Source organism: uncultured Azohydromonas sp., assembly GCF_937926365.1.
GTDB lineage: Bacteria > Pseudomonadota > Gammaproteobacteria > Burkholderiales > Burkholderiaceae_C > Azohydromonas.
Genome location: NZ_CALAOH010000180.1, coordinates 1 through 25760 on the forward strand (window position 1 = coordinate 1; position 25760 = coordinate 25760).

Genomic DNA, 25760 nt, shown 5'->3' on the forward strand with positions numbered 1-25760 from the left:
CGCGGCCGGTGGCAGTGGCGCGGGCAGCGGTCCCGGCGCAGCGGCCGCGGGCAGCCAGGAGCCTGGCCGCGGGCTGCGGGTCGCCGCGGCGGCCTCGAACGCGGAAGCACTGCGATGAACCTCTCGGAACTGTTCATCCGCCGTCCGGTGATGACGGTGCTGCTGAACCTGGCCATCGTCGTGGCCGGCGTGCTGGCCTTCGGCCGCATCCCGGTGGCGGCGCTGCCCAGCTACAACACGCCGGTCATCAACGTCTCGGCCTCGCTGCCCGGAGCCAGCCCCGAGACCATGGCCACCTCGGTGGCGCTGCCGCTGGAAAAACAGTTCCAGACCATTCCCGGGTTGGCCGTCATCAGCTCCGCCAGCCAGCTCGGCAGCACCTCGGTGACGCTGGAGTTCGATGAGGGCCGCGACATCGACGCCGCGGCGGTGGACGTGCAGGCCGCGCTGCTGCGTGCGCAGCGCCAGCTGCCGCAGGACATGACGCAGCCGCCCTCGTACCGCAAGGTCAACCCGGCCGACGCGCCGGTGCTGCTGCTGTCGCTGACCACGCCGGCCATGAGCCTGTCCGAGCTCAACGACTACGCCGAGCACCTGATCGCGCCCACGCTGTCCACGCTGCCGGGCGTGGCGCAGGTCAACATCTACGGCCAGAAGCGCTTCGCGGTGCGGGTGCGCGTGCTGCCCGAGCAGCTCGCGTCGCGCAACATCGGGCTGGACGAGGTGGCCAGCGCGCTGCGCGCGGCCAACGCCAACACGCCCGTGGGCACGCTGGAGGGGCCGAGCCAGACGCTGACGCTGCAGGCCAACCGCCAGCTGCGCAACGCCGCGGAGTTCGCGGAAGTGATCGTTGCCACGCGCAACGGCAACGCCGTGCGGCTGCGCGACGTGGCGCAGGTCGAGGACAGCTTCGAGACGCTCAAGACCTACGCCAGCTTCAACGGCGAGCGCTCCATCACCCTGGCCATCCAGCGCCAGCCCGACGCCAACACCGTGCGCGTGGTGGACTCGGTGCGCGCGGCGCTGCCGTCCTTCCAGGAGCAGCTGCCGCAGTCGGTAAAGGTGAACCTGGTCAACGACCGCTCGGTGTCGATCCGCGAGGCGCTGCACGACGTGAACCTCACGCTGCTGGGCACCGTGGCGCTGGTGGTGCTGGTGATCTTCCTGTTCCTGCGCCGCTTCGTGGCCACCGTCATCCCGTCGCTGTCGTTGCCGGTGTCGCTGGTGGGCGCGCTGTCGCTGCTGTGGGGCCTGGGCTACTCGCTGGACAACATCTCGCTGCTGGGCCTGACGCTGGCGGTGGGCCTGGTGGTGGACGACGCCATCGTGATGCTGGAGAACATCATCCGCCACGTGGAGGAGGGCGTGCCGCCGTTCCAGGCCGCGCTGCGCGGCTCGCGCGAGGTGGGCTTCACCATCATCTCGATCTCCACCTCGCTGATCGCGGTGTTCATCCCGATCTTCTTCATGCCCGGCGTCATCGGGCTGCTGTTCCACGAGTTCGCCGTGGTGGTGTCGCTGGCGATCGTGGTGTCGGCCTTCGTGTCGCTGACGCTGGTGCCGATGCTGGCCAGCCGCTTCCTGAGCGACGAGGCGCACAAGAAGCCGCCGGGGCTGCTGGTGCGCGGCTTCGAGCACGCCTTCGACGCGGTGCTGCGCCTCTACACCCGCACGCTGGACCTGGCGCTGCGGCACCGCGGCGTGGTGATGCTGGTGGCCGCGGGCACCTTCGCCGCCACGGCCTGGCTGTTCGTCACCATCCCCAAGGGCTTCTTCCCCGAGGAGGACATCGGGCAGATCAGCATCACCACCGAGGCCTCGGAGGACATCTCCTTCCCGGCCATGGTGCAGCTGCAGGACCGCGCGGCCGAGATCATCCGGCGCGACCCCAACGTGCTGAGCGTCAACTCCTTCCTGGGCGGCAGCAACGCGAGCAACAACGGGCGCATGTTCATCAACCTCAAGCCGCGCGGCGAGCGCAAGCCGATGAAGGAGGTGGTGGACGGGCTGCGGCGCGAGCTGCGCGCGGTGGCGGGCCTCAACGTCTTCATGCGCCCGGTGCAGAACCTGCAGCTCGGCGGCCGCTCCAGCAAGGCGCAGTACCAGTACATCCTGCAGAGCGTGCAGGCCGGCGAGCTCAACGACTGGGCCGTGAAGCTGCAGGAGAAGCTGCGCGTGGACCCGCTGTTCCGCGACGTCACCAGCGACGCGCAGCTGCGCGGGCTGCAGGCGTCCCTGTCCATCGACCGCGACCGCGCCAACACGCTGGGCGTGTCCATCGACGCGGTGCGCACCGCGCTGTTCAGCGCCTTCGGCGAGCGGCAGGTCTCCACCATCTACACCAGCGCCGACAGCTACCAGGTGATCATGGAAGCGGCGCCCGAGGCCAAGCGGGACGAGGCCGACCTCTCGCGCATCTACGTGCGCTCCTCCGCCGGCACGCTGGTGCCGCTGTCGGCCTTTGCGACGGTGTCGCGCACGGTGGGGCCGATCTCGATCAACCACGTGGGGCAGCTGCAGGCGGTGACGGTGTCCTTCAACCTCGCGCCGGGCGCGGCGCTGGGCGACGCCACGGCCAACCTGGAGCGCTACCGCACCGAGCTGGGCATGCCCGAGTCGATCATCACGCGCTACGGCGGCGACGCGGCGGTGTTCAAGAGCTCGCAGGGCAGCCAGGCGATATTGATCGTGGCGGCGCTGCTGGTGATCTACGTGCTGCTGGGCGTGCTCTACGAGAGCTACATCCACCCGCTGACGATCCTGGCCGGGCTGCCCTCGGCGGCGGTGGGCGCGCTGCTGATGCTCAAGTTCTTCGGTATGGACCTGACGCTGATCGCCACCATCGGCATCCTGCTGCTGATCGGCATCGTCAAGAAGAACGCGATCATGATGATCGACTTCGCGCTGGAGGCGCAGCGCGAGCGCGGCATGAAGCCGGTGGAGGCGATCCGCGAGGCCTGCATCCTGCGCTTCCGCCCGATCATGATGACCACGCTGGCGGCGCTGATGGGCGCGCTGCCGATCGCCATGGGCATCGGCGCCGGCGCCGAGCTGCGCCAGCCGCTGGGCCTGGCGGTGGTGGGCGGGCTGGTGTTCTCGCAGGCGGTGACGCTCTACATCACGCCGGTGATCTACCTGGCGCTGGACCGCTTCAGCGGCAAGGGGCCGATCACGGCGGCGGAAGGAGATGCGTCGCAGGAGGCCCACGCCGCCTGAACGCGACGGTTGCCCGGGCCACCATGAAAAACGCCGGCTCGATGGCCGGCGTTTTGTTTTGCGGGAGAGGCGCGATCAGCGCTGCGTCACCAGCAGCCGCAAGCCCAGGATCAGCATCAGCGCGCCGCTGAAGCGGAACATGCTGCACACCGCGCGCTGGTTGCGACGCAGCGCCTGGCTCAGGCTGCCCGCTACCCAGCCCGCCACGGCCTGCACCGGCACGCCGATGGCGCCGAAGGCCAAGCCCAGCATCACCGTGTCCAGTGCCGGCGAAGCGCTGTCGGCCGGTACGAACTGCGGCAGGAAGGCCAGGAAGAACAGCGCCAGCTTGGGGTTGAGCAGCGCCGAGAGCGCGCCCTGCAGGAACAGCGCCTTCGTGCCCAGCCGGTCGTCGGCGGCATGGATGTCGATGCGCGGCGCGCTGCGCCACAGCTGCACGCCCATCCACAGCAGGTAGCACGCACCCAGGATCTTGAGTGCCGTGAAGGCGAGTTCGGAGGTCTGCAGCAGCACCGTCACGCCGAAGGCGGCGAAGAAGGTGTGCGCCAGCACGCCCAGCGACAGCCCGGCGGCCGAGATCAGCGCGGCCTTGCGGCCCTGTGCCAGCGCGCGCGAGACGACGTAGATCATGTCCGGCCCCGGCGTGAGGGCCAGCGCCGTGGCGGCGGCGAGGAAGAGGTCCCACTGGATGCCGGAGCTCATGGCCGACCGTCCCGGCTCAGTGCAGCGTCTCGTCGCGCGGCGCGCCGCCCGGGGGCGGCGTCATCAGCGCCAGCACGCTGTCGCCGACGCTACCGGCCTCGATCTCCTCCTCAGTGGCCTCGCGCACGTCGCGCACCTTGATGTGCAGCTGCAATGCGATGCCGGCCAGCGGGTGGTTGCCGTCGAGCACCACGTGCTCCGGGTAGACCTCGGTGACCATGTAGATGGTGTCGGGCGGCATGTCGGTGGTGACGCTGCCTTCGGGCAGTCCTTCGAAGGCCATGCCGGGCTCGACCTGCTCGGGAAAGAGGTTGCGCGCCTCGAAGCACACCAGCTCGGGCTTGTAGTCGCCGAAGGCATGCTCGGGCTCCAGGTGCAACCAGGCTTCGTGGCCGGCCTCGTGGCCGGCCAGGGCCTCCTCGACCTTGGGGAGCAAATCCTCGCCGCCATAAAAGAATTCGACCGGGTCTGCCAGCTCGTCGATGGTCTGGCCTTGTCCGTCGGCCAGCGTCCAGGTGAGGCTGACCACGCAGGGTGCGTTGATGTTCATCGACAGAGGATGCCACAAGGGCCCTGACAATCCCGGGGATGCAGATTGACCAACCAATGACTTTGCTGGGCGGACTTTCGCCCGAGACCTTCATGCGCCGCCACTGGCAGAAGAAGCCGCTGCTGGTGCGCCAGGCGCTGCCCGGCGTGCAGCCGCCGGTGACGCGAGCGCAAATGTTCGCGCTGGCGCAGCAGGAGGACGTGGAATCGCGCCTCATCGTCGCCAAGGGCGACACCTGGAAGCTGCGGCACGGCCCGCTGCCGCGCCAGGCGCTGCCGGCGGTGAAGCAGCCGCGCTGGACGCTACTGGTGCAGGGCCTGGACCTGCACGTGGCCGAGGCGCACGAGATGCTGTCGCGCTTTCGCTTCGTGCCGCAGGCGCGGTTGGACGATCTGATGATCTCCTGGGCCAGCGAGGGCGGCGGCGTCGGCGCGCACATGGACAACTACGACGTGTTCCTGATTCAGGTGCACGGCAAGCGGCGCTGGCGCATTGGCCCGGTGGCCGACGAGTCGCTGGTGCCGGGCATGCCGCTGAAGCTGCTGGCGAATTTCGAGCCGACGGAGGACGTCGTGCTGGAGCCCGGCGACATGCTGTACCTGCCGCCGCGCTGGGGCCACGACGGCATCGCCGTGGACGGCGAGTGCATGACCTGCTCGGTGGGCTTTCGCGTGCCCTGCGAGCACGAGCTCGCGCGCGAGCTGCTGCAGCGGCTGCCCGAGCTGATGGACGAGGAGGAGAAGGGCCGCCTCTACCGCGATCCGAAGCAGCCGGCCACGGCCACGCCGGGGCAGATTCCGCCGGCGCTGTCGGACTTCGCGCACCAAGCACTGGAGCGCGCCCTGCGCGATCCCGCGCGGCTGCAGGCGGCGCTGGGGGAGATCCTGAGCGAACCGAAGCCCAACGTCTGGTTCGAGCAGGACGGCGAGGCGGACGTGGCGGGTGGCGTCGCGCTGCACCGGCGCAGCCGCATGATGTATGACGAGAAGTTTGTCTTCATCAACGGCGAGTCCTTCCACGCCGGAGGGCGCGATGCGCGCCTGATGCGCCGCCTGGCCGACGCCGGTGCGCTCAGCGCGCGCGAGGTTGTGTCGCTCAGCGACGACGCACGCCAATTGCTAGAGGAGTGGGCCGCCGCGGGCTGGGTGCAACCCCTGAAAGCCTGAGCTTGCGGGCGGTGGAAAACCTCGACCAGCCGCAGGCACAAAAGTGATGCGTCGCCGCAACGCTCGCACCGCCTCAGGGCGGAGCGGCTTGCCGTCAGTAAGGGCCTTCCCTAGTGCGACGGTATAATTTGGGGTTGGACAAGGTTCTCCAGTAACGATCCGCGTCTACGTGAGTCGGGGCTTCGAACACCCCAGCCGATTGGTAATTGTTCGACCACTTTTCGAATTCGAGGACATACAAATGAACAAGTCGCTCCTGCTGGCCGCTGTGATTGCTGCCGCTGCCCTGACCGCTTGCGGCAAGAAGGAAGAGCCGGCGCCCGCTCCCGCCCCGGCGCCCGCCCCGGCCGTGACCGAGGCCGCTTCCGACGCCGCTTCCGCCGTGGCCGGTGCCGCCGAAGCCGCTGCTTCCGCTGCCTCGGAAGCCGCCGAAGCCGCTGCTTCTGCCGCCTCGCAGTAATTCGAGCCAGCTGGAACGCCAAAAGCCGCCTTCGGGCGGCTTTTTTGTGTCTGCTGCAGCCGTCGCGGCCTTGGCCTTGGCAGAGAGAGCGACGTGCTTACGGGCGGCCGAAGGCCGGGCTGGAGCTCAGTGCAGGTCCAGCCAGTCGCAGCCCAGCGCGGGGTCGGCCACGATGATGTCCCGGGCGCTGGTGCCCAGCGCCGCGGCCAGCGCCTGCGCGGCCAGTTCCGGGCGGTTGTTCTGACGGCTCAGGTGCGCCGCGACCACGTGTCGCAGGCCGCCGTGGTGCAGCCGCTGTAGCAGCGCCCCGGCCAGGCCGTTCTCCAAGTGGCCGAAGCGGCCGCTGATGCGGCGCTTGAGCACCCAGGGGTAGGGGCCTGCGAGCAGCATCTCGCGGTCGTGGTTGGCTTCGAGCAGCAATGCGTCGCAGCCGGCCAGCGCCTGCGCGACCGATTCGGTCACCTCACCCAGGTCGGTCAGCAGCCCCAAGTGGTGCTGGCCGTCGTGCACCCGCAGCTGCAGCGGCTCCCGCGCGTCATGCGGTACCGCGAAGGGTTGGAGCTGCAACGCACCGACGTCCAGCATGTCGCCACAGGCCAGCAGGTGCAGTGACGCCGGGGCGCTGTCCTGCCGCAGCGCGGACCAGGTGCCCGCGCTCATGCACAGCCGCACGCCGTGGCGGCGCGCCAGCGTCAGCGCGCAACCGACGTGGTCGCCATGCTCATGGGTGACGAAGACGGCGTCGATCTGGCTCGGCTCCACGCCGCGCACGGCCAAGCGCCGGCTGAGCTCGCGCAGCGAGAAGCCGCAGTCCACCAGCAGCCGCGTGGGCCGCGCGGGATCACCGGCTTCCACCAGCGTGGCGTTGCCCGAGCTGCCGCTGCCCAGGTTGCTGAAGCGCATCACGCGCGATCTGGCCGCACGGGCGTGCGGCTTACTTCAGGTCGTCGAGCAGCGACTTCACGATGCGCTGCGCGACCTCGCCGGTATCGGGCGCGCCCTGCGCGTTCTGCACCGACACCGTGCTGGCGTTGCCCTCGGACTTGACGGCCACGCGGTAGCGGTCGGTGGTGGCGCGCTTCTCGTCGCGGCCGAAGAGGCGGCCGAAGAAGCCGGGTTCCTCGCGCGCGGCTTCCTTGGGATCGACGTAGCGCACGTAGTACAGGCCGCTGGTGCGGTCGCGGTCCTCGACCGTGAAGCCGCTGCGGTCCAGCGCCACGCCCACGCGGCGCCAAGCGCGCTCGAAGCCGTCGTCCAGCTGCAGCGTGGCGCCCTGGCCGGCCACCACACGGGCGCGCGGCGCCTGGATGGGCGCCTGGGCCACGGTGGTGCGGGCAACCTCTTCCTTGGCACCGAGCTTGACCATCAGGCGGCTGAGGAACTCGGCCTCCAGCGCGGGATCGCTGGGGCGAGAGGTCCACCGGGTCTGGTCCTCGCGCTGGGAGGTGAAGACCTCCTCCATGCCGCGGTGCGTGATGGTGATCTCGGTGCCGCGTGCGGTGCGCTCCACACGGGTGCGGAACATGTCGCGTTCGCTGGTGGACCAGGCGCCCTCGAACACCTTGCCGATGGTGCGGCGCAGGAAGTCCTGCGGGATCTTGGCGCGGTTCTCAGCCCACTCGGTCTCGATCACGCCGGCCTGCGCGTCCTCCTTGGCCAGCGCGAAGCCACGCTCCTGCCAGAAGGCCACGAGCTGCGGCCACAGCTGCTCGGGCGTGGCCGAAGTCACCAGCCAGCGCTCGTTGCCGGCGCGCTCGATGCGCATGTCGCCCAGCGCCTGCGGCGCTACCGTGTTGGCCGTGCCCGCGGCCGGCGCCGTGGCGGTGGCTGCCGGAACGGCCTGCTGGTAAGTGGCGGCGCTGACCGGACCGTTCTGCGGCTGGTAGCGCTGTTGCTCGCGGGAGAGCTGGGTCAGATCGGGCGGAACTTCCAGCGGCGCGGTCTTGGCGGCCTGGCTGCGGTAGTCCAGCTTGTCGCCGGAGAGCACGCCCTCCACGGAGGAGCAGCCGGCAAGTCCAAGGGCCAGCACCAGCGCGGACGGGACGACGAAACGGTTCATTTCAGGCATCGAAAACGCTGCCGCCGCGCGGCGGACGGTAAGTACGGACAAGAGGCGGGCCGAGACTCAGAGCAGGCCGCTGTCACGCAGCGCCTGCTCCACCAGCGGCTGCGCCGCCTCGGACAGGCCGGTGAGAGGCAGCCGCAGCGCGCCGCCGCAGCGGCCCAGGCGCGCCAGCGCCCACTTCACGGGAATCGGGTTGGGCTCGACGAAGAGCTGCTTGTGCAGCGGCAGCAGCTGCATGTGCAGCTCCACCGCGCGCCGGGCGTCGCCGGCCATGGCGGCCTTGCACAGCTCGGCCATGGCGCGCGGCGCGACGTTGGCCGTGACGCTGACGTTGCCGTGGCCGCCGGCGAGCATCAGCGCAAAGGCGGTCGGGTCGTCGCCGGAGTAGATGCTGAAGCCCTTGGGCGCCTGCTTGATCAGCCAGGCGGCGCGGTCGAGGTTACCGGTGGCTTCCTTGATGCCAATGACGCCGGGCACCTGTGCCAGGCGCAGCACGGTGTCGTGCGCCATATCGGCCACGGTGCGGCCGGGCACGTTGTAGAGCACCACGGGGATGTCCACCGCCTCGGCGATGGCGCGGAAGTGACGGTAGATGCCTTCCTGCGTGGGCTTGTTGTAGTAGGGCACCACCTGCAGCGTGCAGTCCGCGCCGACCTTGCGGGCGAACTCCGACAGCTCGATGGCTTCGCGCGTGGAGTTGGCGCCGGCGCCGGCCATGACGGGCACGCGGCCCGCGACCTGCTCGACGGCCACGCGAATGATCTCGCAGTGCTCCTCCACCGACACGGTGGGCGACTCGCCCGTGGTGCCCACGACGCCGATGCAGTCGGTGCCCTCGGCGATGTGCCAGTCGATGAGGCTGCGCAGCGCGGCGTAGTCCACGCTGCCGTCCTCGTGCATGGGCGTGACCAGTGCGACGATGCTTCCGGTAATCGGTGTCATGGGAAAAAGGGGGAGGCTTCCTGGAATCGCGGGATTCTATCCGCGCTGTTTCATGCCCCTTCCGCCCGGGGACTACAGCGGATGGCGTGCCGGCGCAGCCTCCGCAGAGTGCGATGCGTCGCGCATGGCGGCAATGCGTTGCACGAAGCGAGGCGGGCCGTCCAGGAAGCCGTCCTCATAGGCCACCACGCGCAGCCCTCGCGCGGCCTCCAGCAGCTCGCCTGGGCGCAGCAGGAAGTTCGGGTTGCGCGGACGCCCCACCGTCTCGTTGCCCACGGCGAAGGTTTCATACAGCAGCACGCCGCCGTCGGCCAGGCTGTCCAGCAGCCGCGGCAGCAGCGGGCGCCACAGGTAGTTCGTCACCACGACGGCGCCAAAGCGCTCGCCGGGCAGCGGCCAGGGGCCGTTCTCGATGTCGGCCACCACCACGCGCGCCAGGCCGCGCAGCGGTGCCACGGCCTCGGCGTCGCGGTCCACCGCCACCACCTCGAAGCCCTGCTGAAGGAACCAGTGAACGTGGCGGCCGCCACCGCAGGCCACGTCCAGCACGCTGCAGCCCGGGCGCAGCAGCGGCGTGAAGCGGCGGATCCAGGGCGAGGCGGCATCGGCGGGAGAAGAACCAGGGTGCATGGCGAAGGAGGTTTCAGGCATGAAGTTCAGAAGCAGTTCCAGAGCTGGCTCGCGACGCTGAACACCATTGCCGGCCGCAGGTAGGCCGCGAAGACCAGCACCAGCGCCAACACTGCCGCGGCCCAGGCCAGCAGGCGCTTGAAGCGTGCGATGCGCGGCGGCATGGCGGGGCCGCGCCGTCAGGCCGCGCTGGAGGCCGAGGCCACGGCGGGCCGCGCGATGGGGTGTTCGCGCACCGGCTGGTTCACGAGGGCCGCGAACATGCCCAGCGCCACCGCGATCCACCACACCACGTCGTAGCTGCCGGTGGCGTCGTAGAGCTTGCCGCCCAGCCACACGCCCAGGAATGAGCCCAGCTGGTGGCTCAGAAACACGAAGCCGCCCAGCATCGACAGGAAGCGCACGCCGAAGATCTGGGCGATGACGGCATTGGTGGGCGGCACCGTGGACAGCCACAGCACGCCCATCACTGCGGAGAAGACGTAGACGCTCAGCGGCGACAGCGGCAGCGTCACGAAGGCCGTGATGGCCACCGCGCGCAGCGCGTAGATGGCCGAGAGGATGTGGCGCTTGGCCAGGCGCTGGCCCAGCACGCCGGCGGCGTAGGTGCCGATGACGTTGAACAGTCCGATGAGCGCCAGCGCCGTGGTCGCCACCTGGGGCGCCAGCCCGTGGTCCTTGAGGTAGCTGGGCAGGTGCACGCCGATGAACACCACCTGGAAGCCGCACACGAAGTAGCCCGCGGTCAGCAGCCGGAAGCTGCGCGAGCCGAAGGCCTCCTTCAGCGCCGCGCCCACGCTCTGCTGCGGCATGCCGCTGCCCGCGGGCAGCGCGCGCGGCTCGCGCAGGCCGAAGGACAGCGGCACGATCGCCAGCGCCACCGCGCCCAGCACGAAGAGCGCGCTCTGCCAACCCAGCCCGGCGATGAGGCCGTTTTCCACCGGCACCATCAGGAACTGGCCGAAGGAGCCCGCGGCGGCCGCCACGCCCATGGCCCAGCTGCGCTTTTCCGGCGCGACGTGGCGACCGATGACGCCGTAGATCACGGCGTAGGTGGTGCCCGACTGCGCCATGCCGATGAGCAGCCCGGCGCTGCCGGTGAAGGCCAGGCCGCTGGTGGACAGCGCCATCAGCACCAGCCCCAGCGCGTACAGCAGCGCCCCGGCGACGAGCACGCGGAAGGCACCGAAGCGGTCGGCCAGCATGCCGGCGAAGGGCCCGGCCAGGCCCCAGGCAAGGTTCTGTACCGCCAGCGCGAAGGCGAAGGTCTCGCGCGTCCAGCCGCGCTCGGTCGTCACCGGCTGCAGCCACAGCCCGAAGCCGTGGCGGATGCCCATGGACAGCGTGACGATGGCGGCGCCGCACAGCAGCACCTGGGTCATGGAAAGGCGGGACGTGGGGGCTGTGCTCATGGAATTGGAAAAAGAAGGCTGTGTAAAAACACAGGACCCGATTGGGGGTCCTTAGAATTGTGCAATGGCGACCAAGAGCACCACCCCCGCTGCCGCTTACGGCGAAGGCTCCATCCGTGTCCTGAAGGGCCTGGAGCCGGTCAAGCAACGGCCGGGCATGTACACCCGCACCGACAACCCGCTGCACATCGTGCAGGAGGTCATCGACAACGCCGCCGACGAGGCGCTGGCCGGCCACGGCAGGCGCATCGCCGTGACGCTGCATGCCGACGCCTCCGTCTCCGTGGAGGACGACGGCCGCGGCATTCCCTTCGGCCTGCACCCTGAGGAAAAGGTGCCGGTGCTGGAGATCGTGTTCACGCGGCTGCACGCCGGCGGCAAGTTCGACAAGGGCGCCGGCGGCGCCTACAGCTTCTCCGGCGGCCTGCACGGCGTGGGCGTGAGCGTGACCAACGCGCTGGCGACGCGGCTGCAGGTGGAGGTCTGGCGCGAGGGCAAGGCTGCGGCGCTGGCCTTCAGCGGCGGCGACGTGATCGAGCCGCTGGTGGTGCGCAAGGCGGGCGCCTCCGAGAAGAAAGGCGGCACCCGCGTGCGCGTGTGGCCCGACGCGAAGTACTTCGAAAGCCCCGATCTGCCGCGCAACGAGCTCGTGCACCTGCTGCGCAGCAAGGCCGTGCTGATGCCCGGCGTGAGCGTGACGCTGCACATCGAGAAGAGCGGCGAGACGCTGGAGTGGCTCTACAAGGGCGGCCTGCGCGACTACCTGCAGCAGAGCCTGCCGGCCGATCTGCTGATCCCGCTGTTCGAGGGCGAGCGCTACGCCACCGCGGCCGAGACCGAGAACTTCGCCGAAGGCGAGGGCGCCGCCTGGTGCGTGGCCTTCACGGAAGAGGGCGGCACGCTTCGCGAGAGCTACGTCAACCTCATTCCCACCGTGGCCGGCGGCACGCACGAGGCGGGCCTGAAGGACGGCCTGTTCAACGCCGTCAAGGGCTTCGTGGAACTGCACGGACTGCTGCCCAAGGGCGTGAAGCTCATGCCCGAGGATGTGTTCTCGCGCGCGAGCTTCGTGCTCTCGGCCAAGGTGCTGGACCCGCAGTTCCAGGGCCAGACCAAGGAACGGCTGAACTCGCGCGACGCGCTGCGGCTGGTGTCGGCCTTCGTGCGCCCGGCGCTGGAACTGTGGTTGCACCAGCACGTGGAGCACGGCAAGAAGCTGGCGGAGCTGGTGATCAAGCAGGCGCAGACGCGCCAGCGTGCGGCGCAGAAGGTGGAGAAGAAGAAGGGTTCCGGCGTGGCCGTGCTGCCCGGCAAGCTCACCGACTGCGAGAGCCGTGACCTGACGCTCAATGAACTGTTCCTGGTCGAGGGCGACAGTGCGGGCGGCAGCGCCAAGATGGGCCGCGACAAGGAGACGCAGGCAATCCTGCCGCTGCGCGGCAAGGTGCTCAACGCGTGGGAGGTCGAGCGCGACCTGCTGTTCAAGAACAACGAGATCCACGACATCGCGGTGGCGGTGGGCGTGGACCCGCACGGCCCCGGCGACGCCCCCGACCTTTCCGGGCTGCGCTACGGCAAGGTGTGCATCCTCTCCGACGCGGACGTGGACGGCTCGCACATCCAGGTGCTGCTGCTGACCCTGTTCTTCCGCCACTTTCCCAAGCTGATCGAGAAGGGCCACGTGTTCGTGGCCAAGCCGCCGCTGTTCCGCATCGACGCGCCAGCGCGCGGCAAGAAGCCCGCGGCCAAGCTCTACGCGCTGGACGAGGGCGAGCTGGAGGCGATGCTGGACAAGCTGCGCAAGGAAGGCGCGCGCGAGGGCTCTTGGGCCATCAGCCGCTTCAAGGGCCTGGGCGAGATGAGCGCCGAGCAGCTGTGGGAAACCACGCTCAACCCCGACACGCGCCGGCTGCTGCCCGCCGCGCTGGGCCAGCTCGACTTCGCCGCCACCACCCAGTGGCTCACCAAGCTCATGGGCAAAGGCGAGGCTGCGGCGCGGCGCGAGCTCATGGAGCTGCATGGGGACGCGGTGGAGGTGGACGTCTGACACGACGCGGTCATGCGGCCTGGATATACACTGATGAATGTATATCCGGCTGCGGGGAGGCGTGATGCAGGTATCGAAATGGGGCAACAGTCTGGCGGTACGGCTGCCGGCGGCCGTGGTCGAGGCGCTGGGCCTGAAGGAAGGCGACGACATCGAGATCGAGGTCGCCGGTGCGCGCCAGTTCGAGGTGCGCCGCTCTGAGGATGTTGAAGAGGTGCTGCGGCGGCTGCGCGCATACCGGGGGCGCCTGCCGGCGGACTTCAAGTTCGACCGCCTGGAAGCCAATGAGCGCAAGGACTGATGAGGCAGCTCAAGGCGCAGTCCTTCTTTGACACCAACGTGCTGCTCTACGCCTTTTCCGCTGACGTGACCAAGGCCGAGAAGGCGGAAGCCTTGCTCGCGCGCGGCGGGGTGGTCGGGGTGCAGGTGCTCAACGAGTTCACCAGCGTTGCGCGCCGCAAGATGGGCATGGCGTGGTCCGAGATCGAGGACGTGTTGTCCTTGATCCGGCGGCGCTGCAGCGTGCGTCCGCTGACGTTGCAGGTCCACGAGCAGGCGCTGAGGCTGGCGCCCCGGCACGGCTTCTCCTGGTACGACGCCTTGGTGGTGTCGGCGGCGCTGGAGGCTGGATGCCTTGAGCTTCTGAGCGAGGACCTGCACGACGGTCTGCTGGTGGAAGGAACCCTGCGCATCCGCAACCCGTTCAAAAACGATCCTGGCGCCAGTTCCTGAGCGCCGGTTCGACGCTTCGGACAACGCAATTGCAAGCGGCCGGTTCTGCGCCGGCCGAAGAAAAGACCAAGATGGACCAAAGCACGCTTGATTTCGACAGCGGCGCCGGCGGCGACAGTGCCGCGGGCGACGCCATCACCCTGGCGCACTACGCGCAGCAGGCCTACCTGGAGTACGCGCTCAGCGTGGTCAAGGGCCGCGCGCTGCCCGACGTGTGCGACGGCCAGAAGCCGGTGCAGCGCCGCATCCTGTACGCGATGCAGCGCATGGGGCTGTCCTTCACCACCGCCGCGGGTCCTAAACCCGTCAAGAGCGCGCGCGTGGTGGGCGACGTGCTGGGCCGCTACCACCCGCACGGCGACACCGCGGCCTACGACGCGCTGGTGCGCATGGCACAGGACTTTTCCCAGCGCTACCCGCTCATCGACGGCCAGGGCAACTTCGGCAGCCGCGACGGCGACGGCGCCGCCGCCATGCGCTACACCGAGGCTCGGCTGGCACCGATCACGCGGCTGCTGCTCGACGAGATCGACGAGGGCACCGTCAGCTTCGTGCCCAACTACGACGGCTCCACCTCGGAGCCGAAGCAGCTCCCGGCGCGGCTGCCCTTCGTGCTGCTCAACGGTGCCTCGGGCATTGCCGTGGGCCTGGCCACCGAGGTGCCCAGCCACAACCTGCGCGAGGTGGCGGCGGCGGCGGTGGCGCTGATCAAGAACGAGAAGCTCTCCGACGACGAGCTCTTCACGCTGCTGCCGGGCCCCGACTTTCCCGGCGGCGGCCAGATCATCAGCAGCCCGGCCGAGATCCGCGACGCCTACCTCTCGGGCCGCGGCAGCCTCAAGGTGCGCGCGCGCTGGAAGGTCGAGGATCTGGCGCGCGGCCAGTGGCAGATCGTCGTTACCGAACTGCCCCCGGGCGCCAGCGCGCAGAAGGTGCTCGAAGAGATCGAGGAGCTGACCAACCCCAAGGTCAAGACCGGCAAGAAGGCGCTTTCGGCCGAGCAGCTGCAGCTCAAGCAGACCGTGCTGGGCGTGCTGGACGCGGTGCGCGACGAGTCCAGCAAGGATGCCCCGGTGCGCTTGGTGTTCGAGCCCAAGAGCCGCACCGTGTCGCAGCAGGAGTTCATGACCGTGCTGCTGGCGCACACCAGCCTCGAAGGTGGCGCGCCCATGAACCTGACCATGGTCGGCGCCGATGGCCGGCCCACGCAGAAGAGCCTGCGCCAGGTGCTGCTGGAGTGGATTGGCTTCCGCGTGGACACGGTGCAAAAGCGCACCCGCCATCGCCTGGACAAGGTGCTGGACCGCATCCACGTGCTGGAAGGCCGCCAGCTGGTGCTGCTCAACATCGACGAGGTCATCCGCATCATCCGCCACTCGGACGAGCCCAAGGCGGCGCTGATCGAGCGCTTCAAATTGAGCGACCGGCAGGCGGAGGACATCCTCGAAATCCGGCTGCGCCAACTGGCACGGCTGGAGGCGATCAAGATCGAGCAGGAGCTCAAACAGCTGCGCGCCGAGCAGGAGAAGCTGGAGAACATCCTGGCCTCGCCGGCCTCGCTGCGGCGCACCGTCATCAAGGAGATCGAGGCCGACGCCAAGGCCTTCGGCGACGACCGCCGCACGCTGATCCAGGCTGACAAGCGTGCCAGCGTCGAGCTCAAGGTGGCCGACGAGCCGGTGACGGTGGTGGTGAGCCTCAAGGGCTGGGTGCGCGCGCTCAAGGGCCACGAGGTGGATGCCGCCACGCTGGGCTTCAAGGCCGGCGACTCGCTCTACGGCGTCTTCCCCTGCCGCAGCGTGGACACGCTGCTGGTGTTCGGCAGCGCGGCCAAGGGCAGCGGGCGGGTGTACTCGGTGGCGGTGTCGCAGCTGCCGGGCGGGCGCGGCGACGGCGTGCCTATCACCAGCCTGATCGAGCTGGAAGCCGGCACGCAGCCGGCGCACTACTTCGCGGGCAATGCCGCCACCACGCTGTTGCTGGCGCATACCGGCGGCTTCGGCCTGATGGCGCGCGTGAGCGACTTGCAGGGCCGCAACCGCGCGGGCAAGGCCTTCCTGACGCTGGAGGATGGCGAGCACCTGTTGCCGCCCTCGGTGGTGCGGGCCGAGCACAAGCAGGTCGCCTGCCTGAGCCTGGACGGGCGGCTGCTGGTGTTCGCGCGCGAGGAGCTGAAGCTGCAGCCCGGCGGCGGGCGCGGGCTGATCCTGATGGAGGTCAATGCCAAGGAGCCGCTGCTGTCGGCGGCCACCTTCGGCGACACGCTCACCGTCATCGGCAGCGGCCGCGGCGGCAAGGCCAAGGAGGAGACGCTGCGCTGGTCCGGCGTCGCGTCCTACCAGGCCAAGCGCGCCAAGCGCGGGCGCAAGGCCGAAGGCTTTGTGAAGGTGCTGCGCGTGGTCGGTTGAGGCACCGCCCGGTGCTCGCCCTGTGCGGGCGCCGGTTACCGCCCGTTGCCACGCCGCGGCCATGTGGTGGTTGGGAGCGTGAATTCGTTGGCGTCCGACACTGCCTGCCTGCTGGGCTCTTCGCCTACATTCCCCGTCCATCAAATGGGCGGGGACATACTGCCGGCAATATGAATGTGCGGTTTCAATACCGGGATGCATTTTCCCGAAACGTCGGCTGGGTCACGCAGGCGGAGCAGAATCTGCTGCGCGGCAAAAAGGTGGCCGTTGCCGGGATGGGCGGCGTGGGCGGGGTGCATTTGCTGACGCTGGCGCGCCTGGGTGTCGGCGCCTTCCATATTGCCGATTTCGATACGTTCGACCTCGTGAATTTCAACCGCCAGGTCGGTGCCACCATGAGCAGCCTGGGCCAGCCCAAGGCACAGGTGTTGCAGACGATGGCGGTGGACATCAATCCGGAACTGTCGCTCCAGGTCTTCGATGAGGGCGTGAATGTCGGGAATGTCGACGCCTTTCTGGAGGGCGTGGATTTGTATGTCGATGGGCTGGATTTCTTTGCCTTTTCGGCGCGCCGCCTGGTTTTCGAGGCTTGCAGGGCGAAAGGTATTCCGGCCTGCACCGCGGCGCCGCTGGGGATGGGTGCGGCGGTATTGAATTTCATGCCGGGCGGCATGTCCTTCGAGGATTATTTTGGCTGGGGTGATTTGCCGGACGCGGAGAAGGCGCTGCGCTTCCTGGTCGGCCTGGCGCCCGCGGGGCTGCACGGGTCCTATCTGGTGGACCCGTCGGCGGCCAATTTCGCCGAGCAGCGCGGGCCCTCGACCATCATCGGCTGCCAGCTGGCCGCCGGGATGGCGGCGGCCGAGAGCCTGAAGATCCTCCTGAAGCGCGGCAGGGTATGGGCCGCGCCGCACGGGCTGCATTTCGACGCCTACCGCAACCGCTTCGTGCGCACCTGGCGGCCGGGCGGTCATCGCCACCCGCTGCAGCGTCTGGCGGCCTGGATCGGCCGCCGCCGCCTGAGCGCAGTCTCCGGAGCGCGCCATGCCGGCTGAGGTGGGGCTGCGCGCCGTGCTGGAGCTTGCGCGCTGGGCGCCCAGCGGAGACAACACCCAACCCTGGCGCTTCGAAGTGCGCGGCGAGCGCGAGGTGGTGGTGCACGGTTTCGACACCCGCACGCACTGCGTCTACGACCTTGACGGCCATGCCAGCGAGATGTCGCTGGGGGCGCTGCTGGAAACCATGGCCATTGCCGCCACGGGGCAGGGCTGGGCCATGCAGGCGCGGCGGCGCACCGGAGTGCCGAGCGGGCGTATGGTCTTCGAAGTGCGCTTCGAGCCGGACGAGGGCATCCGGCCGGATGAGCTGATCGGCTGCATCGCGTCGCGCAGCGTGCAGCGCCGCGCCATGCGCACGCGGCGGCTGGCAACGGCCGAGAAGCAGGCGCTTGACGCCGCGGTGGCGCCGCACTACCGCTTGCTGTGGCGCGAGCGCATGTCCGAACGGCTAGACATGGCACGGCTGCTGAGCGCCATCGCGCGGGTGCGGCTGAGCATGCCCGAAGGCTGGCGCGTGCACCGCGAGGTCATCGAGTGGAACGCGCGCTACAGCACCGACCGCATGCCAGACCAGTCGCTGGGCGTGGATGCGCTCACGCGCCGGCTCATGCGCTTCGTGCTGGGGCGCTGGGAGCGCGTGCGCTTCTTCAATCGCTACCTGGCCGGCACGGCGATGCCGCGGCTGCAAATGGACCTGATTCCCGGGCTGGCCTGCGGGGCACATTTCGCGCTGGTGGCCGCACGCGAGCCGCGCACGATCGACGACCACGTCGCCGCCGGACGCGCCATGCAGCGCTTCTGGCTCACGGCCACGCGGCTGGGACTGTCGCTGCAACCGGCCATGGCGCCACTGATCTTCGCGCGCTACCTGCGCGAGGGGCGGCCCTTCTCGGCCGAGCTCGGCATGGAGGCCGCCGCCGCGCAGGCGGTGCGGCGGCTGGAGGCGATGCTGGGCACACAAGCGCTGCGCGCGGCGGTGTTCATGGGCCGCATCGGCGAAGGGCCGGCGCCGCGCAGCCGCTCGCTGCGGCTGCCGCTGCAGCAGCTGGAAAGCGTGGACGGCTGATCTCAGCGCTTCTTGCGCGGCTGCGGGCGCGAGATCACCAGCTGCGTGCCGCAGAGGTGGTCGTGCCAATACTGGCGCCGAGGCTGCAGCAGCGCCAGCAGCGCGTAGGCCAGGGCACCCACCACCAGCAGCCCGAAGATCGTGGCGCTGGATTGCAGCCGCGCCAGCCAGGCCGCGATGAGCGCTGGCAGGAACCACAGCCAGCTCGCCAGGTAGCGGCACAGCGCGCGCTTGGGCGTCACGGGGCGGCCCTGCGCATCGACCAGCCGGATGTGCCAGGCCTTCATGGCCACGGTCTGGCCGCCGTAGACCCAGAAGCCGATGAAGTACAGGCCCAGCACCACGAACAGGAAGGCCTGCATCCCGTGCTGGCCCTGCAGCGCGTGGCGCTGCTGGGTCAGCGTTGAGTAAAGCAGGCCGGCCAGCATCAGCACGCCGAACAGCAGCACGCCCTCATAGAGCATGCAGGCCAGGCGGCGCGGCAGGCTGGGCGTCTGCAGCGCGTCGGGAGCGGGGGCGGTCACGGGCGCCTGGCCGCTCGGGAAGCAGCAGGTTCGGTGATGGTGGCGGCGGCTTGCGCGCCGCGCCTGGGCAGCAGGGTGTTCTTGTCCACGAAACTCGGCGTGGCGGCCATCTTGGGCAGCCCGGGTTGCTGGTGCAGCGGTGGTGCCGGGGCACGCGTGACGCTGGTGGTGGTGGCGCCGGGTGCGACCTGCATCTGCGTCGGTCCCACCGGCCTGAGCACGGGCGGCGTGCCGGGCACGCGCACGATGGTGGATTTGGGTGCCACGTCGGCGCTCGGCGGCGCGGCGCGCGCTGGAGCGGGCATGGCGCGCTTGGCCAGCTCGCGTTTCTGATCGGCCGGCAAGGCCTGGTAGGCCTCCCAACTGGCTTGGCGGTCCTGAGAGCTGAGCTGGCGCATTTCCTGGAACTGCACGCGCGCGCGGCTGCGCTCTTCGGGCGTCATGCGCGCCCATTCGTTCATGCGCTGCTGCACACGCTGGCGCTCCTCGGCGGAGAGGCGGGGGAAGCGCATGGCGATCTCCACCCACTTGCGCTGGCGGTCGGGGTCGATGCTGTCCCAGTCGCGCTGCAGCGGCGCCAGCGTGGCGCGCTGCGCCGGGGTCAGGGACGCCCAGGAGGAGCGTTGCGCTGCCGGCTTGGGCGCCTCGGGCGCGGCTGCGCGCGGCGCTTGGGGGGGCGTCGCGGGTGCGCTCTGGGCCAGGGCCGTGGCGGCGCAGGCCAGCCCTGGCAAGGCCAGCAGGACGAGGCGGCAGCGGCGCAGGCTCATCGCGCGGGGATCACGGGTTCTGCTGCTTGCGCAGGAACTCGAAGAAGCCCGGGTCGCTGTAGGCCGTGGGCGGCAGGTCGTCCACCAGCAGCTCGGCATCGATCTGCGCCGCGGCCTCGATTTGGGCGTGGGCATGGTTCCAGTGGATCAGCGCCAGCCCGCCCAACAGCACTACCAGCGGCAGCGCCGCGGCCACGGCGCGCTGGAACCAACCGTCGCGCGGCTCGCCACCGTCGCCCAGGGCCAGCGTCGAGCCCACGGCGTGCACGCTCGGCGCAGTCGCGGCCACCGGCGCCGTGCGGCGCCGCGCCCGCGCGCGCTCCAGCGCCTGCTGGCGCGCGAATCGCAACCGCTCCTCGATGGCATGCGGCTGGCGTTGCGCCTGCTCGCTCAGGCGCGCCGTCACACGCAGCGCGAAACGGGCTTCGAGCGCCTGCGCGTCAAACGGGGGCGTTAGGGGTCGGGAGTGGTTCATGGCGCAATACCTTTGGCGCGCAGAGCCTTGGCCAGCGCATGCACTGCCCTGGAACAGTGTGTCTTCACACTGCCCTCGGAGCAGCCCATGACGGCCGCGGTCTCGGCGACATCGAGCTCTTCCCAGTAACGCAGCAGAAAGGCCTCTCGTTGACGTGCCGGCAACAAAGCAACTTCTTGTTCGATCACTTGCAGCATCTGCGCCCGCGAGGCCTCGGCATCGGCACCCTCGGCGCCCAGGCTGCCGTCCTGCGTTTCGAGCAGTTCCAACAGGTCGAAGTCCTCGTCGCCGGCGCCGTCGAAGCCCGAGAAATTAGTTTCCACCGCCGAGCGCACCTTGCGGCGGCGAAACCAGTCCATGGTGGCGTTGGAGAGGATGCGCTGGAACAGCAGCGGCAGTTCCGCGGCGGGCCGGTCCGCATACTTATCCGCCAGCCGGATCATCGCGTCCTGCACGATGTCGAGCGCCGCGTCCTCGTCACGGACGCTGTAGGCGGTGCGCTTGAAGGCACGCTTTTCGACGCTGGCTAGGAAGTCGGAGAGTTCTTTGTCGGAGGCCAAGAGGGGAAGGGCCGGCGGCGGCAAAACGCGCGCGATTATGCCTGCGCGGTGACAGGGTCCAACGATTCGTCAAGACCCTGTCGCGGCGGTGATGCCATAATTGCGGGTTCGCACAACGCTCTTTGGTCTCAAGCCGCCGCCCGATCCCGGGTGTCTCGTTTTTGACCGCGCAGGTTCCGAATCCGCCCCACAAGGGCGCGAGGAGGGACACCGATGGTTTTTCGTCAGAGAAAATCGCAAAGGTTCTCCATGGACATGTCTGCCGCGGAAGTCAAGGGTGCCCTCCGGGCCCAGCCGCAATCCCCCTCCGCCGAGCTCAACGGCTCCGAAATCCTCGTCCGCAGCCTGCAGGCCGAGGGCGTCAAGTACCTCTGGGGCTACCCCGGTGGCTCGGTGCTCTACATCTACGACGCGCTGTACAAGCAGGACAGCATCCAGCACGTGCTGGTGCGCCACGAGCAGGCGGCCGTTCACGCGGCCGACGGCTATGCGCGCGCCACCGGCGAGGTGGGCGTCGCGCTGGTGACCTCGGGCCCGGGCGTGACCAATGCCGTCACCGGCATCGCCACCGCCTACATGGATTCGATCCCGATGGTGATCATCACCGGGCAGGTGCCTACGGCCGCGATCGGCCTGGACGCCTTCCAGGAGTGCGACACCGTGGGCATCACGCGTCCCGTCGTCAAGCACAACTTCCTGGTCAAGGACGTGCGCGACCTGGCGGTGACGCTGAAGAAGGCGTTCCACATTGCACGCACCGGCCGTCCGGGCCCGGTGGTCGTGGACATCCCGAAGGACGTGTCGCTGAAGACGGCGCCGTTCAGCTACCCGGACAAGGTCGAGATGCGCTCCTACAACCCGGTGCGCAAGGGCCATGGCGGACAGATCCGCAAGGCGGTGCAGCTGCTGCTGCAGGCCAAGCGCCCATATATCTACAGCGGCGGCGGCGTGGTGCTGGCCAACGCGGCGGCCGAGCTGCGCGAGCTGGCCGACCTGCTGGGCTATCCCTGCACCAACACGCTCATGGGCCTGGGCGCCATTCCCGCGAGCGATCCGAAGTTCCTGGGCATGCTGGGCATGCACGGCACCTACGAGGCCAACATGACCATGCAGCACTGCGACGTGCTGCTGGCCGTGGGCGCGCGCTTCGACGATCGCGTGATCGGCAACCCGGCGCACTTCGCGTCGGTGGAGCGCAAGATCGTCCACGTGGACATCGACCCGTCGTCGATCTCCAAGCGCGTGAAGGTGGACATCCCCATCGTTGGCGACGTCAGGGAAGTGCTGCAGGAGCTCATCGTCCAGATCCGCGAAGCCCAACAGCGCCCCGACCAGCAGGCGCTGGCGCACTGGTGGAGCCAAGTCAACGGCTGGCGCCAACGAGAGTGCCTGGCCTACAAGAACAGCACCGAGGTCATCAAGCCGCAGTACGTGGTGCAAAAGCTCGCCGAGTTGACCCGCGGGCGCGACACCTACATCACCTCCGACGTGGGCCAGCACCAGATGTTCGCGGCGCAGTTCTACGGCTTCGAGGAGCCGCGGCGCTGGATCAACTCCGGCGGCCTGGGCACCATGGGCGTGGGCCTGCCCTACGCCATGGGCATCAAGCTGGCCAAGCCCGAGAGCGACGTGTTCTGCATCACGGGCGAAGGCTCGATCCAGATGTGCATCCAGGAGCTCTCGACCTGCCAGCAGTACAAGACGCCGGTCAAGGTCATCTCGCTCAACAACCGCTACCTGGGCATGGTGCGGCAGTGGCAGGAGCTCGATTACGAGGGCCGCTACTCGCACAGCTACATGGACGCGCTACCCGACTTCGTCAAGCTCGCCGAGGCCTACGGCCACGTGGGTCTGAAGATCGAGCGCCCGGCGGACGTGGAGCCCGCGCTGCGCGAGGCCATCCGCCTCACCGACCGCACGGTGTTCCTCGACATCCGCACCGACCCGACCGAGAACGTCTGGCCGATGGTCAAGGCGGGCAAGGGCATCAGCGAGATGCTCCTGGGCTCCGAAGACCTGTAAGGCAAGCCGCACCGGCGCTGCGGCCGGCCAGGGGCAGGGCGTTACCGCGTCCTGTCCCGGCGCCGGCGAGGCCCCGGTCAGCACTGGAACATTCCCCCTGACTTCGAACGCGGGGCCACGGCCCGGCAGTTACCGCTGCCGGCGCTCAGGAGCCCCGGAGGACGAAACGCCATGAAGCACATCATTGCCCTGCTACTGGAGAACGAGCCCGGCGCCCTCTCGCGCGTGGTCGCGCTGTTTTCCGCGCGCGGCTACAACATCGAGAGCCTGACGGTGGCGCCCACCGAGGACGCCTCGCTCTCGCGCATGACCATCGTCACCACCGGCAGCGACGAGGTCATCGAGCAGATCACCAAGCACCTGAACCGCCTCATCGAGGTCGTGAAGGTGGTGGACCTCACGGAAGGCAGCTACATCGAGCGCGAGCTCATGCTCGTGAAGGTGCGCGCCGTGGGCAAGGAGCGCGAGGAGATCAAGCGCACCGCCGACATCTTCCGCGGCCACATCGTGGACGTCACCGACAAGAGCTACACCGTGGAGCTCACCGGCGACGGCGGCAAGCTCGACGCCTTCCTGCAGGCGCTGGACCGCAGCGCCATCCTGGAGACGGTGCGCACCGGTGCCAGCGGCATCGGCCGCGGCGAGCGCATCCTGCGCGTGTGAGTCCGCGCGCCCAACCGGACTTTTCCCCTGTGAAGCGTGAAGAGTGAAGGGTGAGCGGGGGCCGCCGTGCCATCCGTCCCTTGCTGTTCCAGCGTCCGCACGCTTCACGTCTCACCCTTCACGTCTTCGAGAACCCCACTAGGAAGCACCACATGAACGTCTACTACGACAAGGACGCGGACCTGAGCCTGATCAAGGGCAAGAACGTCACCATCATCGGCTACGGTTCGCAGGGCCACGCCCACGCGCAGAACCTCAACGACAGCGGCGTGCGCGTCACGGTGGGCTTGCGCCGCGGCGGCGCGTCCTGGACCAAGGCCGAGAAGGCCGGTCTGAAGGTGGCCGAGATCGCCGACGCGGTCAAGGAAGCCGACGTGGTCATGATCCTGCTGCCCGACGAGCAGATCGCCGCCGTCTACAACGCCGAAGTGGCCCCGAACCTGAAGCCCGGCGCCTCGCTGGCCTTCGCTCACGGCTTCAACGTCCACTACGGCCAGGTCGTGCCGCGCGAGGACGTGGACGTGTGGATGGTCGCCCCCAAGGCTCCCGGCCACACCGTGCGCTACACCTACACGCAAGGTGGCGGCGTGCCGCACCTGATCGCCGTGTACCAGGACAAGACCGGCCGCGCCCGTGACTTGGCCCTGTCCTACGCCGCGGCCAACGGCGGCGGCAAGGCCGGCATCATCCAGACCAACTTCCGCGAAGAAACCGAGACGGACCTGTTCGGCGAGCAGGCCGTGCTGTGCGGCGGCACCGTGGAGCTGATCAAGGCCGGCTTCGAGACGCTGGTGGAAGCCGGCTACGCGCCCGAGATGGCCTACTTCGAGTGCCTGCACGAGCTCAAGCTGATCGTGGACCTGATCTACGAAGGCGGCATCGGCAACATGAACTACTCGATCTCCAACAACGCCGAGTACGGCGAGTACGTCACCGGCCCGCGCGTGGTGACCGAGGAGACCAAGAACGCCATGCGCCAGTGCCTGAAGGACATCCAGACCGGCGAATACGCCAAGAGCTTCATCCTGGAGAACAAGGCCGGCGCCCCGACCCTGATCTCCCGCCGCCGCCTGACCGCCGAGCACCCGATCGAGCAAGTGGGCGAGAAGCTGCGCGCCATGATGCCCTGGATCAAGGCCAACAAGATGGTGGACAAGAGCCGCAACTGATGCTGGCTTGAACCCCGTCGTTAAAGGCCGCCGCGTGCGGCCTTTTTCTTTGGCGTGCAGTGCGCGGCCGCGGGCGATATGCCCTCAAGCCGCTGGGCCGGGTGGCCCGGGACTAAAATTGGTACTTGGGGTATGAAAATTCCGCGCTTGCAGCCTCAGGCCCGCTCAGCGGCCCTGTGGAGCCCGCCGCAAATGTATGCTCGTGGCCCGGTGGCAAGAGTCGGTCGATGCGTGCGGGATCGTGGCAATGGTTGTGTCGACGCTATTCGGTGGTGCCACAGGGTGCTGCCAATATGTCGATGTTTCTGACGCGCACCGGGGTGCCGTCGCTTGAAAACGGGTGGTGCATGGACGGCGGTCCTTCTCCGATGTCGGCATTCAAGAGCCGGGGTGGTGTGGCCCGGATATTCAGAGCCTTGGGTTATTCACTTTCAGGGTTGGCCGCTGCCTTCCGTTTCGAAAGTGCTTTCCGGCAGGAACTGCTGCTGATCGCCGTCGTGGTGGGGCTGGCCCTCGTGGCGAGGCTGCCGGCCATCGAGTGGGTGATGCTGGTGATGAGCATGGGCTTCGTGCTGGTCACCGAGCTACTCAATTCCGCCCTGGAAGCGGTGGTGGATCGCGTGTCGCTGGAGCGGCACCCCTTGTCCGGACGCGCCAAGGACATTGCCAGTGCCGCAGTGCTCATCAGCATGGGCTGCTTGGCCTTTGCTTTCATTGCCCTGGTTCTTCCCCGGTTGGGTGTGGTGCTGGGCCTGCTCAAGTGAGCCGGCCATGAGGGGGCAGGGGCCGCGCTAAGTTTGGCGCTTGGGATCTTCATTCAAAAAAAGAAATGCTGTTGGCTTGGGAATAATTTCGCCCAAGTCGGCGGGTAATGATTTGTGTTCGCTTCTTTCTGGTAATTGGCGATGGCTGGATCGGATGGCCAGCATTGAGGGCTGGATTTAACTGGGGGCTGGCTGGGTTCGCCTCAATAGGGAACCACAGGTTGTTGTCGTGTCTGCGTTTCTGGTTGGGGTGTGGGCAGCTGTGCTGTGTGTTTCAATTGGATATTCGACAGAAAATCACGCGGTGATAAAAATATCAGCTGGCCACAGTGATGTGGTGGTTTATTGGTCGGCATGCCGTG

The 25760-nt window shown here is 68.7% G+C and carries 25 protein-coding genes; 13 read left to right on the forward strand and 12 right to left on the reverse strand.

What is annotated here, in order from left to right:
* Window positions 1-114: 114 nt before the first annotated feature.
* The gene (locus Q0741_RS19505) at window positions 115-3216 is read left to right on the forward strand and encodes an efflux RND transporter permease subunit (RefSeq protein ID WP_298234859.1); all 3102 of its coding nucleotides are present in this window, start codon (window positions 115-117) and stop codon (window positions 3214-3216) included.
* Between the two features lie 75 nt (window positions 3217-3291).
* Here Q0741_RS19505 and Q0741_RS19510 read toward each other — a convergent pair whose 3' ends face one another.
* Both Q0741_RS19510 and Q0741_RS19515 read right to left on the reverse strand, forming a co-directional pair.
* On the reverse strand, window positions 3292-3918 hold the full coding sequence (locus Q0741_RS19510; protein ID WP_298234860.1) for a LysE family translocator: 627 nt from the start codon (window positions 3916-3918) through the stop codon (window positions 3292-3294).
* A gap of 16 nt (window positions 3919-3934) precedes the next feature.
* Window positions 3935-4468, reverse strand: coding sequence for a peptidylprolyl isomerase (locus tag Q0741_RS19515; RefSeq protein ID WP_298234861.1), 534 nt, complete (start codon window positions 4466-4468; stop codon window positions 3935-3937).
* 38 nt (window positions 4469-4506) lie between these two features.
* Here Q0741_RS19515 and Q0741_RS19520 point away from each other — a divergent pair, with 38 nt between their 5' ends.
* Together Q0741_RS19520 and Q0741_RS19525 are read left to right on the forward strand one after the other, a co-directional pair.
* The gene (locus Q0741_RS19520) at window positions 4507-5634 is read left to right on the forward strand and encodes a cupin domain-containing protein (protein ID WP_298234862.1); all 1128 of its coding nucleotides are present in this window, start codon (window positions 4507-4509) and stop codon (window positions 5632-5634) included.
* A gap of 241 nt (window positions 5635-5875) precedes the next feature.
* A complete protein-coding gene (locus tag Q0741_RS19525; protein ID WP_298234863.1) occupies window positions 5876-6094 on the forward strand; it encodes a hypothetical protein in 219 nt (72 codons plus the stop codon).
* Window positions 6095-6220: 126 nt separating this feature from the next.
* Here Q0741_RS19525 and Q0741_RS19530 read toward each other — a convergent pair whose 3' ends face one another.
* The 6 genes from Q0741_RS19530 to Q0741_RS19555 form a co-directional block, all read right to left on the reverse strand.
* Complete coding sequence (locus Q0741_RS19530; protein ID WP_367184147.1) at window positions 6221-6997, reverse strand: MBL fold metallo-hydrolase; 777 nt, start codon at window positions 6995-6997, stop codon at window positions 6221-6223.
* A 31-nt stretch (window positions 6998-7028) separates the two neighbouring features.
* Complete coding sequence (gene bamC, locus Q0741_RS19535) at window positions 7029-8153, reverse strand: outer membrane protein assembly factor BamC (RefSeq protein ID WP_298234865.1); 1125 nt, start codon at window positions 8151-8153, stop codon at window positions 7029-7031.
* A gap of 66 nt (window positions 8154-8219) precedes the next feature.
* Window positions 8220-9101, reverse strand: coding sequence for a 4-hydroxy-tetrahydrodipicolinate synthase (dapA, locus tag Q0741_RS19540; RefSeq protein ID WP_298234866.1), 882 nt, complete (start codon window positions 9099-9101; stop codon window positions 8220-8222).
* A gap of 72 nt (window positions 9102-9173) precedes the next feature.
* The gene (locus tag Q0741_RS19545; RefSeq protein WP_298234867.1) at window positions 9174-9752 is read right to left on the reverse strand and encodes a bifunctional 2-polyprenyl-6-hydroxyphenol methylase/3-demethylubiquinol 3-O-methyltransferase UbiG; all 579 of its coding nucleotides are present in this window, start codon (window positions 9750-9752) and stop codon (window positions 9174-9176) included.
* A 5-nt stretch (window positions 9753-9757) separates the two neighbouring features.
* Window positions 9758-9895: a hypothetical protein gene (locus Q0741_RS19550; RefSeq protein WP_298234868.1), complete on the reverse strand. Its 138-nt coding sequence runs from the start codon at window positions 9893-9895 to the stop codon at window positions 9758-9760.
* 15 nt (window positions 9896-9910) lie between these two features.
* Entirely contained in the window at window positions 9911-11143 is a 1233-nt protein-coding gene (locus Q0741_RS19555) for an MFS transporter (protein ID WP_298234869.1), read from the reverse strand.
* Between the two features lie 64 nt (window positions 11144-11207).
* On the opposite strand from Q0741_RS19555, the gene Q0741_RS19560 reads away from it, so the two are divergent.
* From Q0741_RS19560 to Q0741_RS19585, 6 genes are all read left to right on the forward strand, one after another.
* On the forward strand, window positions 11208-13190 hold the full coding sequence (locus Q0741_RS19560; protein ID WP_298234870.1) for a DNA topoisomerase IV subunit B: 1983 nt from the start codon (window positions 11208-11210) through the stop codon (window positions 13188-13190).
* 64 nt (window positions 13191-13254) lie between these two features.
* A complete protein-coding gene (locus Q0741_RS19565; protein ID WP_298234871.1) occupies window positions 13255-13491 on the forward strand; it encodes an AbrB/MazE/SpoVT family DNA-binding domain-containing protein in 237 nt (78 codons plus the stop codon).
* Entirely contained in the window at window positions 13491-13922 is a 432-nt protein-coding gene (locus Q0741_RS19570; protein ID WP_298234872.1) for a PIN domain-containing protein, read from the forward strand. Before Q0741_RS19565 ends, Q0741_RS19570 begins: the two co-directional genes overlap by 1 nt.
* 71 nt (window positions 13923-13993) lie before the next feature.
* Window positions 13994-16330: a DNA topoisomerase IV subunit A gene (parC, locus tag Q0741_RS19575; protein ID WP_298234873.1), complete on the forward strand. Its 2337-nt coding sequence runs from the start codon at window positions 13994-13996 to the stop codon at window positions 16328-16330.
* 170 nt (window positions 16331-16500) lie between these two features.
* The gene (locus tag Q0741_RS19580; protein ID WP_298234874.1) at window positions 16501-17385 is read left to right on the forward strand and encodes a ThiF family adenylyltransferase; all 885 of its coding nucleotides are present in this window, start codon (window positions 16501-16503) and stop codon (window positions 17383-17385) included.
* Window positions 17375-18454, forward strand: coding sequence for a molybdopterin biosynthesis protein MoeY (locus Q0741_RS19585; RefSeq protein ID WP_298234875.1), 1080 nt, complete (start codon window positions 17375-17377; stop codon window positions 18452-18454). Before Q0741_RS19580 ends, Q0741_RS19585 begins: the two co-directional genes overlap by 11 nt.
* Before the next feature lie 2 nt (window positions 18455-18456).
* Here the strand turns inward: Q0741_RS19585 and Q0741_RS19590 are convergent, their stop codons facing one another.
* The 4 genes from Q0741_RS19590 to Q0741_RS19605 are packed head-to-tail and all read right to left on the reverse strand — an operon-like array spanning window position 18457 to window position 20780.
* Window positions 18457-18978 carry an RDD family protein gene (locus Q0741_RS19590; protein WP_298234876.1) on the reverse strand — a complete coding sequence of 174 codons (522 nt, stop codon included), beginning with the start codon at window positions 18976-18978 and terminating at the stop codon, window positions 18457-18459.
* Window positions 18975-19745 (reverse strand): DUF3106 domain-containing protein, encoded by a 771-nt coding sequence (locus Q0741_RS19595; protein WP_298234877.1) that lies wholly within the window; start codon window positions 19743-19745, stop codon window positions 18975-18977. Before Q0741_RS19595 ends, Q0741_RS19590 begins: the two co-directional genes overlap by 4 nt.
* Before the next feature lie 10 nt (window positions 19746-19755).
* Window positions 19756-20220 carry a DUF3619 family protein gene (locus Q0741_RS19600; protein WP_298234878.1) on the reverse strand — a complete coding sequence of 155 codons (465 nt, stop codon included), beginning with the start codon at window positions 20218-20220 and terminating at the stop codon, window positions 19756-19758.
* Entirely contained in the window at window positions 20217-20780 is a 564-nt protein-coding gene (locus tag Q0741_RS19605) for an RNA polymerase sigma factor (protein ID WP_298234879.1), read from the reverse strand. Before Q0741_RS19605 ends, Q0741_RS19600 begins: the two co-directional genes overlap by 4 nt.
* A 249-nt stretch (window positions 20781-21029) precedes the next feature.
* Here Q0741_RS19605 and Q0741_RS19610 point away from each other — a divergent pair, with 249 nt between their 5' ends.
* The 4 genes from Q0741_RS19610 (at window position 21030) to Q0741_RS19625 (ending at window position 25398) form a co-directional block, all read left to right on the forward strand.
* Window positions 21030-22802, forward strand: a complete 1773-nt coding sequence (locus Q0741_RS19610; protein ID WP_298234880.1) for an acetolactate synthase 3 catalytic subunit — start codon at window positions 21030-21032, stop codon at window positions 22800-22802.
* A gap of 171 nt (window positions 22803-22973) precedes the next feature.
* A complete protein-coding gene (gene ilvN, locus Q0741_RS19615) occupies window positions 22974-23465 on the forward strand; it encodes an acetolactate synthase small subunit (protein WP_298234881.1) in 492 nt (163 codons plus the stop codon).
* 152 nt (window positions 23466-23617) lie between these two features.
* The gene (gene ilvC / locus Q0741_RS19620; protein ID WP_298234882.1) at window positions 23618-24634 is read left to right on the forward strand and encodes a ketol-acid reductoisomerase; all 1017 of its coding nucleotides are present in this window, start codon (window positions 23618-23620) and stop codon (window positions 24632-24634) included.
* Between the two features lie 227 nt (window positions 24635-24861).
* Complete coding sequence (locus tag Q0741_RS19625) at window positions 24862-25398, forward strand: diacylglycerol kinase (protein ID WP_367184150.1); 537 nt, start codon at window positions 24862-24864, stop codon at window positions 25396-25398.
* Window positions 25399-25760: the final 362 nt, after the last annotated feature.

Coding starts and splice junctions, on each gene's coding strand:
- Q0741_RS19505 (WP_298234859.1), top strand. CDS start 115: ATGAACCTCTCGGAACTGTTCATCCGCCGTCCGGTGATGACGGTGCTG.
- Q0741_RS19510 (WP_298234860.1), bottom strand. CDS start 3,918: ATGAGCTCCGGCATCCAGTGGGACCTCTTCCTCGCCGCCGCCACGGCG.
- Q0741_RS19515 (WP_298234861.1), bottom strand. CDS start 4,468: ATGAACATCAACGCACCCTGCGTGGTCAGCCTCACCTGGACGCTGGCC.
- Q0741_RS19520 (WP_298234862.1), top strand. CDS start 4,507: ATGCAGATTGACCAACCAATGACTTTGCTGGGCGGACTTTCGCCCGAG.
- Q0741_RS19525 (WP_298234863.1), top strand. CDS start 5,876: ATGAACAAGTCGCTCCTGCTGGCCGCTGTGATTGCTGCCGCTGCCCTG.
- Q0741_RS19530 (WP_367184147.1), bottom strand. CDS start 6,997: ATGCGCTTCAGCAACCTGGGCAGCGGCAGCTCGGGCAACGCCACGCTG.
- bamC (WP_298234865.1), bottom strand. CDS start 8,153: ATGAACCGTTTCGTCGTCCCGTCCGCGCTGGTGCTGGCCCTTGGACTT.
- dapA (WP_298234866.1), bottom strand. CDS start 9,101: ATGACACCGATTACCGGAAGCATCGTCGCACTGGTCACGCCCATGCAC.
- Q0741_RS19545 (WP_298234867.1), bottom strand. CDS start 9,752: ATGCCTGAAACCTCCTTCGCCATGCACCCTGGTTCTTCTCCCGCCGAT.
- Q0741_RS19550 (WP_298234868.1), bottom strand. CDS start 9,895: ATGCCGCCGCGCATCGCACGCTTCAAGCGCCTGCTGGCCTGGGCCGCG.
- Q0741_RS19555 (WP_298234869.1), bottom strand. CDS start 11,143: ATGAGCACAGCCCCCACGTCCCGCCTTTCCATGACCCAGGTGCTGCTG.
- Q0741_RS19560 (WP_298234870.1), top strand. CDS start 11,208: ATGGCGACCAAGAGCACCACCCCCGCTGCCGCTTACGGCGAAGGCTCC.
- Q0741_RS19565 (WP_298234871.1), top strand. CDS start 13,255: ATGCAGGTATCGAAATGGGGCAACAGTCTGGCGGTACGGCTGCCGGCG.
- Q0741_RS19570 (WP_298234872.1), top strand. CDS start 13,491: ATGAGGCAGCTCAAGGCGCAGTCCTTCTTTGACACCAACGTGCTGCTC.
- parC (WP_298234873.1), top strand. CDS start 13,994: ATGGACCAAAGCACGCTTGATTTCGACAGCGGCGCCGGCGGCGACAGT.
- Q0741_RS19580 (WP_298234874.1), top strand. CDS start 16,501: ATGAATGTGCGGTTTCAATACCGGGATGCATTTTCCCGAAACGTCGGC.
- Q0741_RS19585 (WP_298234875.1), top strand. CDS start 17,375: ATGCCGGCTGAGGTGGGGCTGCGCGCCGTGCTGGAGCTTGCGCGCTGG.
- Q0741_RS19595 (WP_298234877.1), bottom strand. CDS start 19,745: ATGAGCCTGCGCCGCTGCCGCCTCGTCCTGCTGGCCTTGCCAGGGCTG.
- Q0741_RS19600 (WP_298234878.1), bottom strand. CDS start 20,220: ATGAACCACTCCCGACCCCTAACGCCCCCGTTTGACGCGCAGGCGCTC.
- Q0741_RS19610 (WP_298234880.1), top strand. CDS start 21,030: ATGGACATGTCTGCCGCGGAAGTCAAGGGTGCCCTCCGGGCCCAGCCG.
- ilvN (WP_298234881.1), top strand. CDS start 22,974: ATGAAGCACATCATTGCCCTGCTACTGGAGAACGAGCCCGGCGCCCTC.
- ilvC (WP_298234882.1), top strand. CDS start 23,618: ATGAACGTCTACTACGACAAGGACGCGGACCTGAGCCTGATCAAGGGC.
- Q0741_RS19625 (WP_367184150.1), top strand. CDS start 24,862: ATGCGTGCGGGATCGTGGCAATGGTTGTGTCGACGCTATTCGGTGGTG.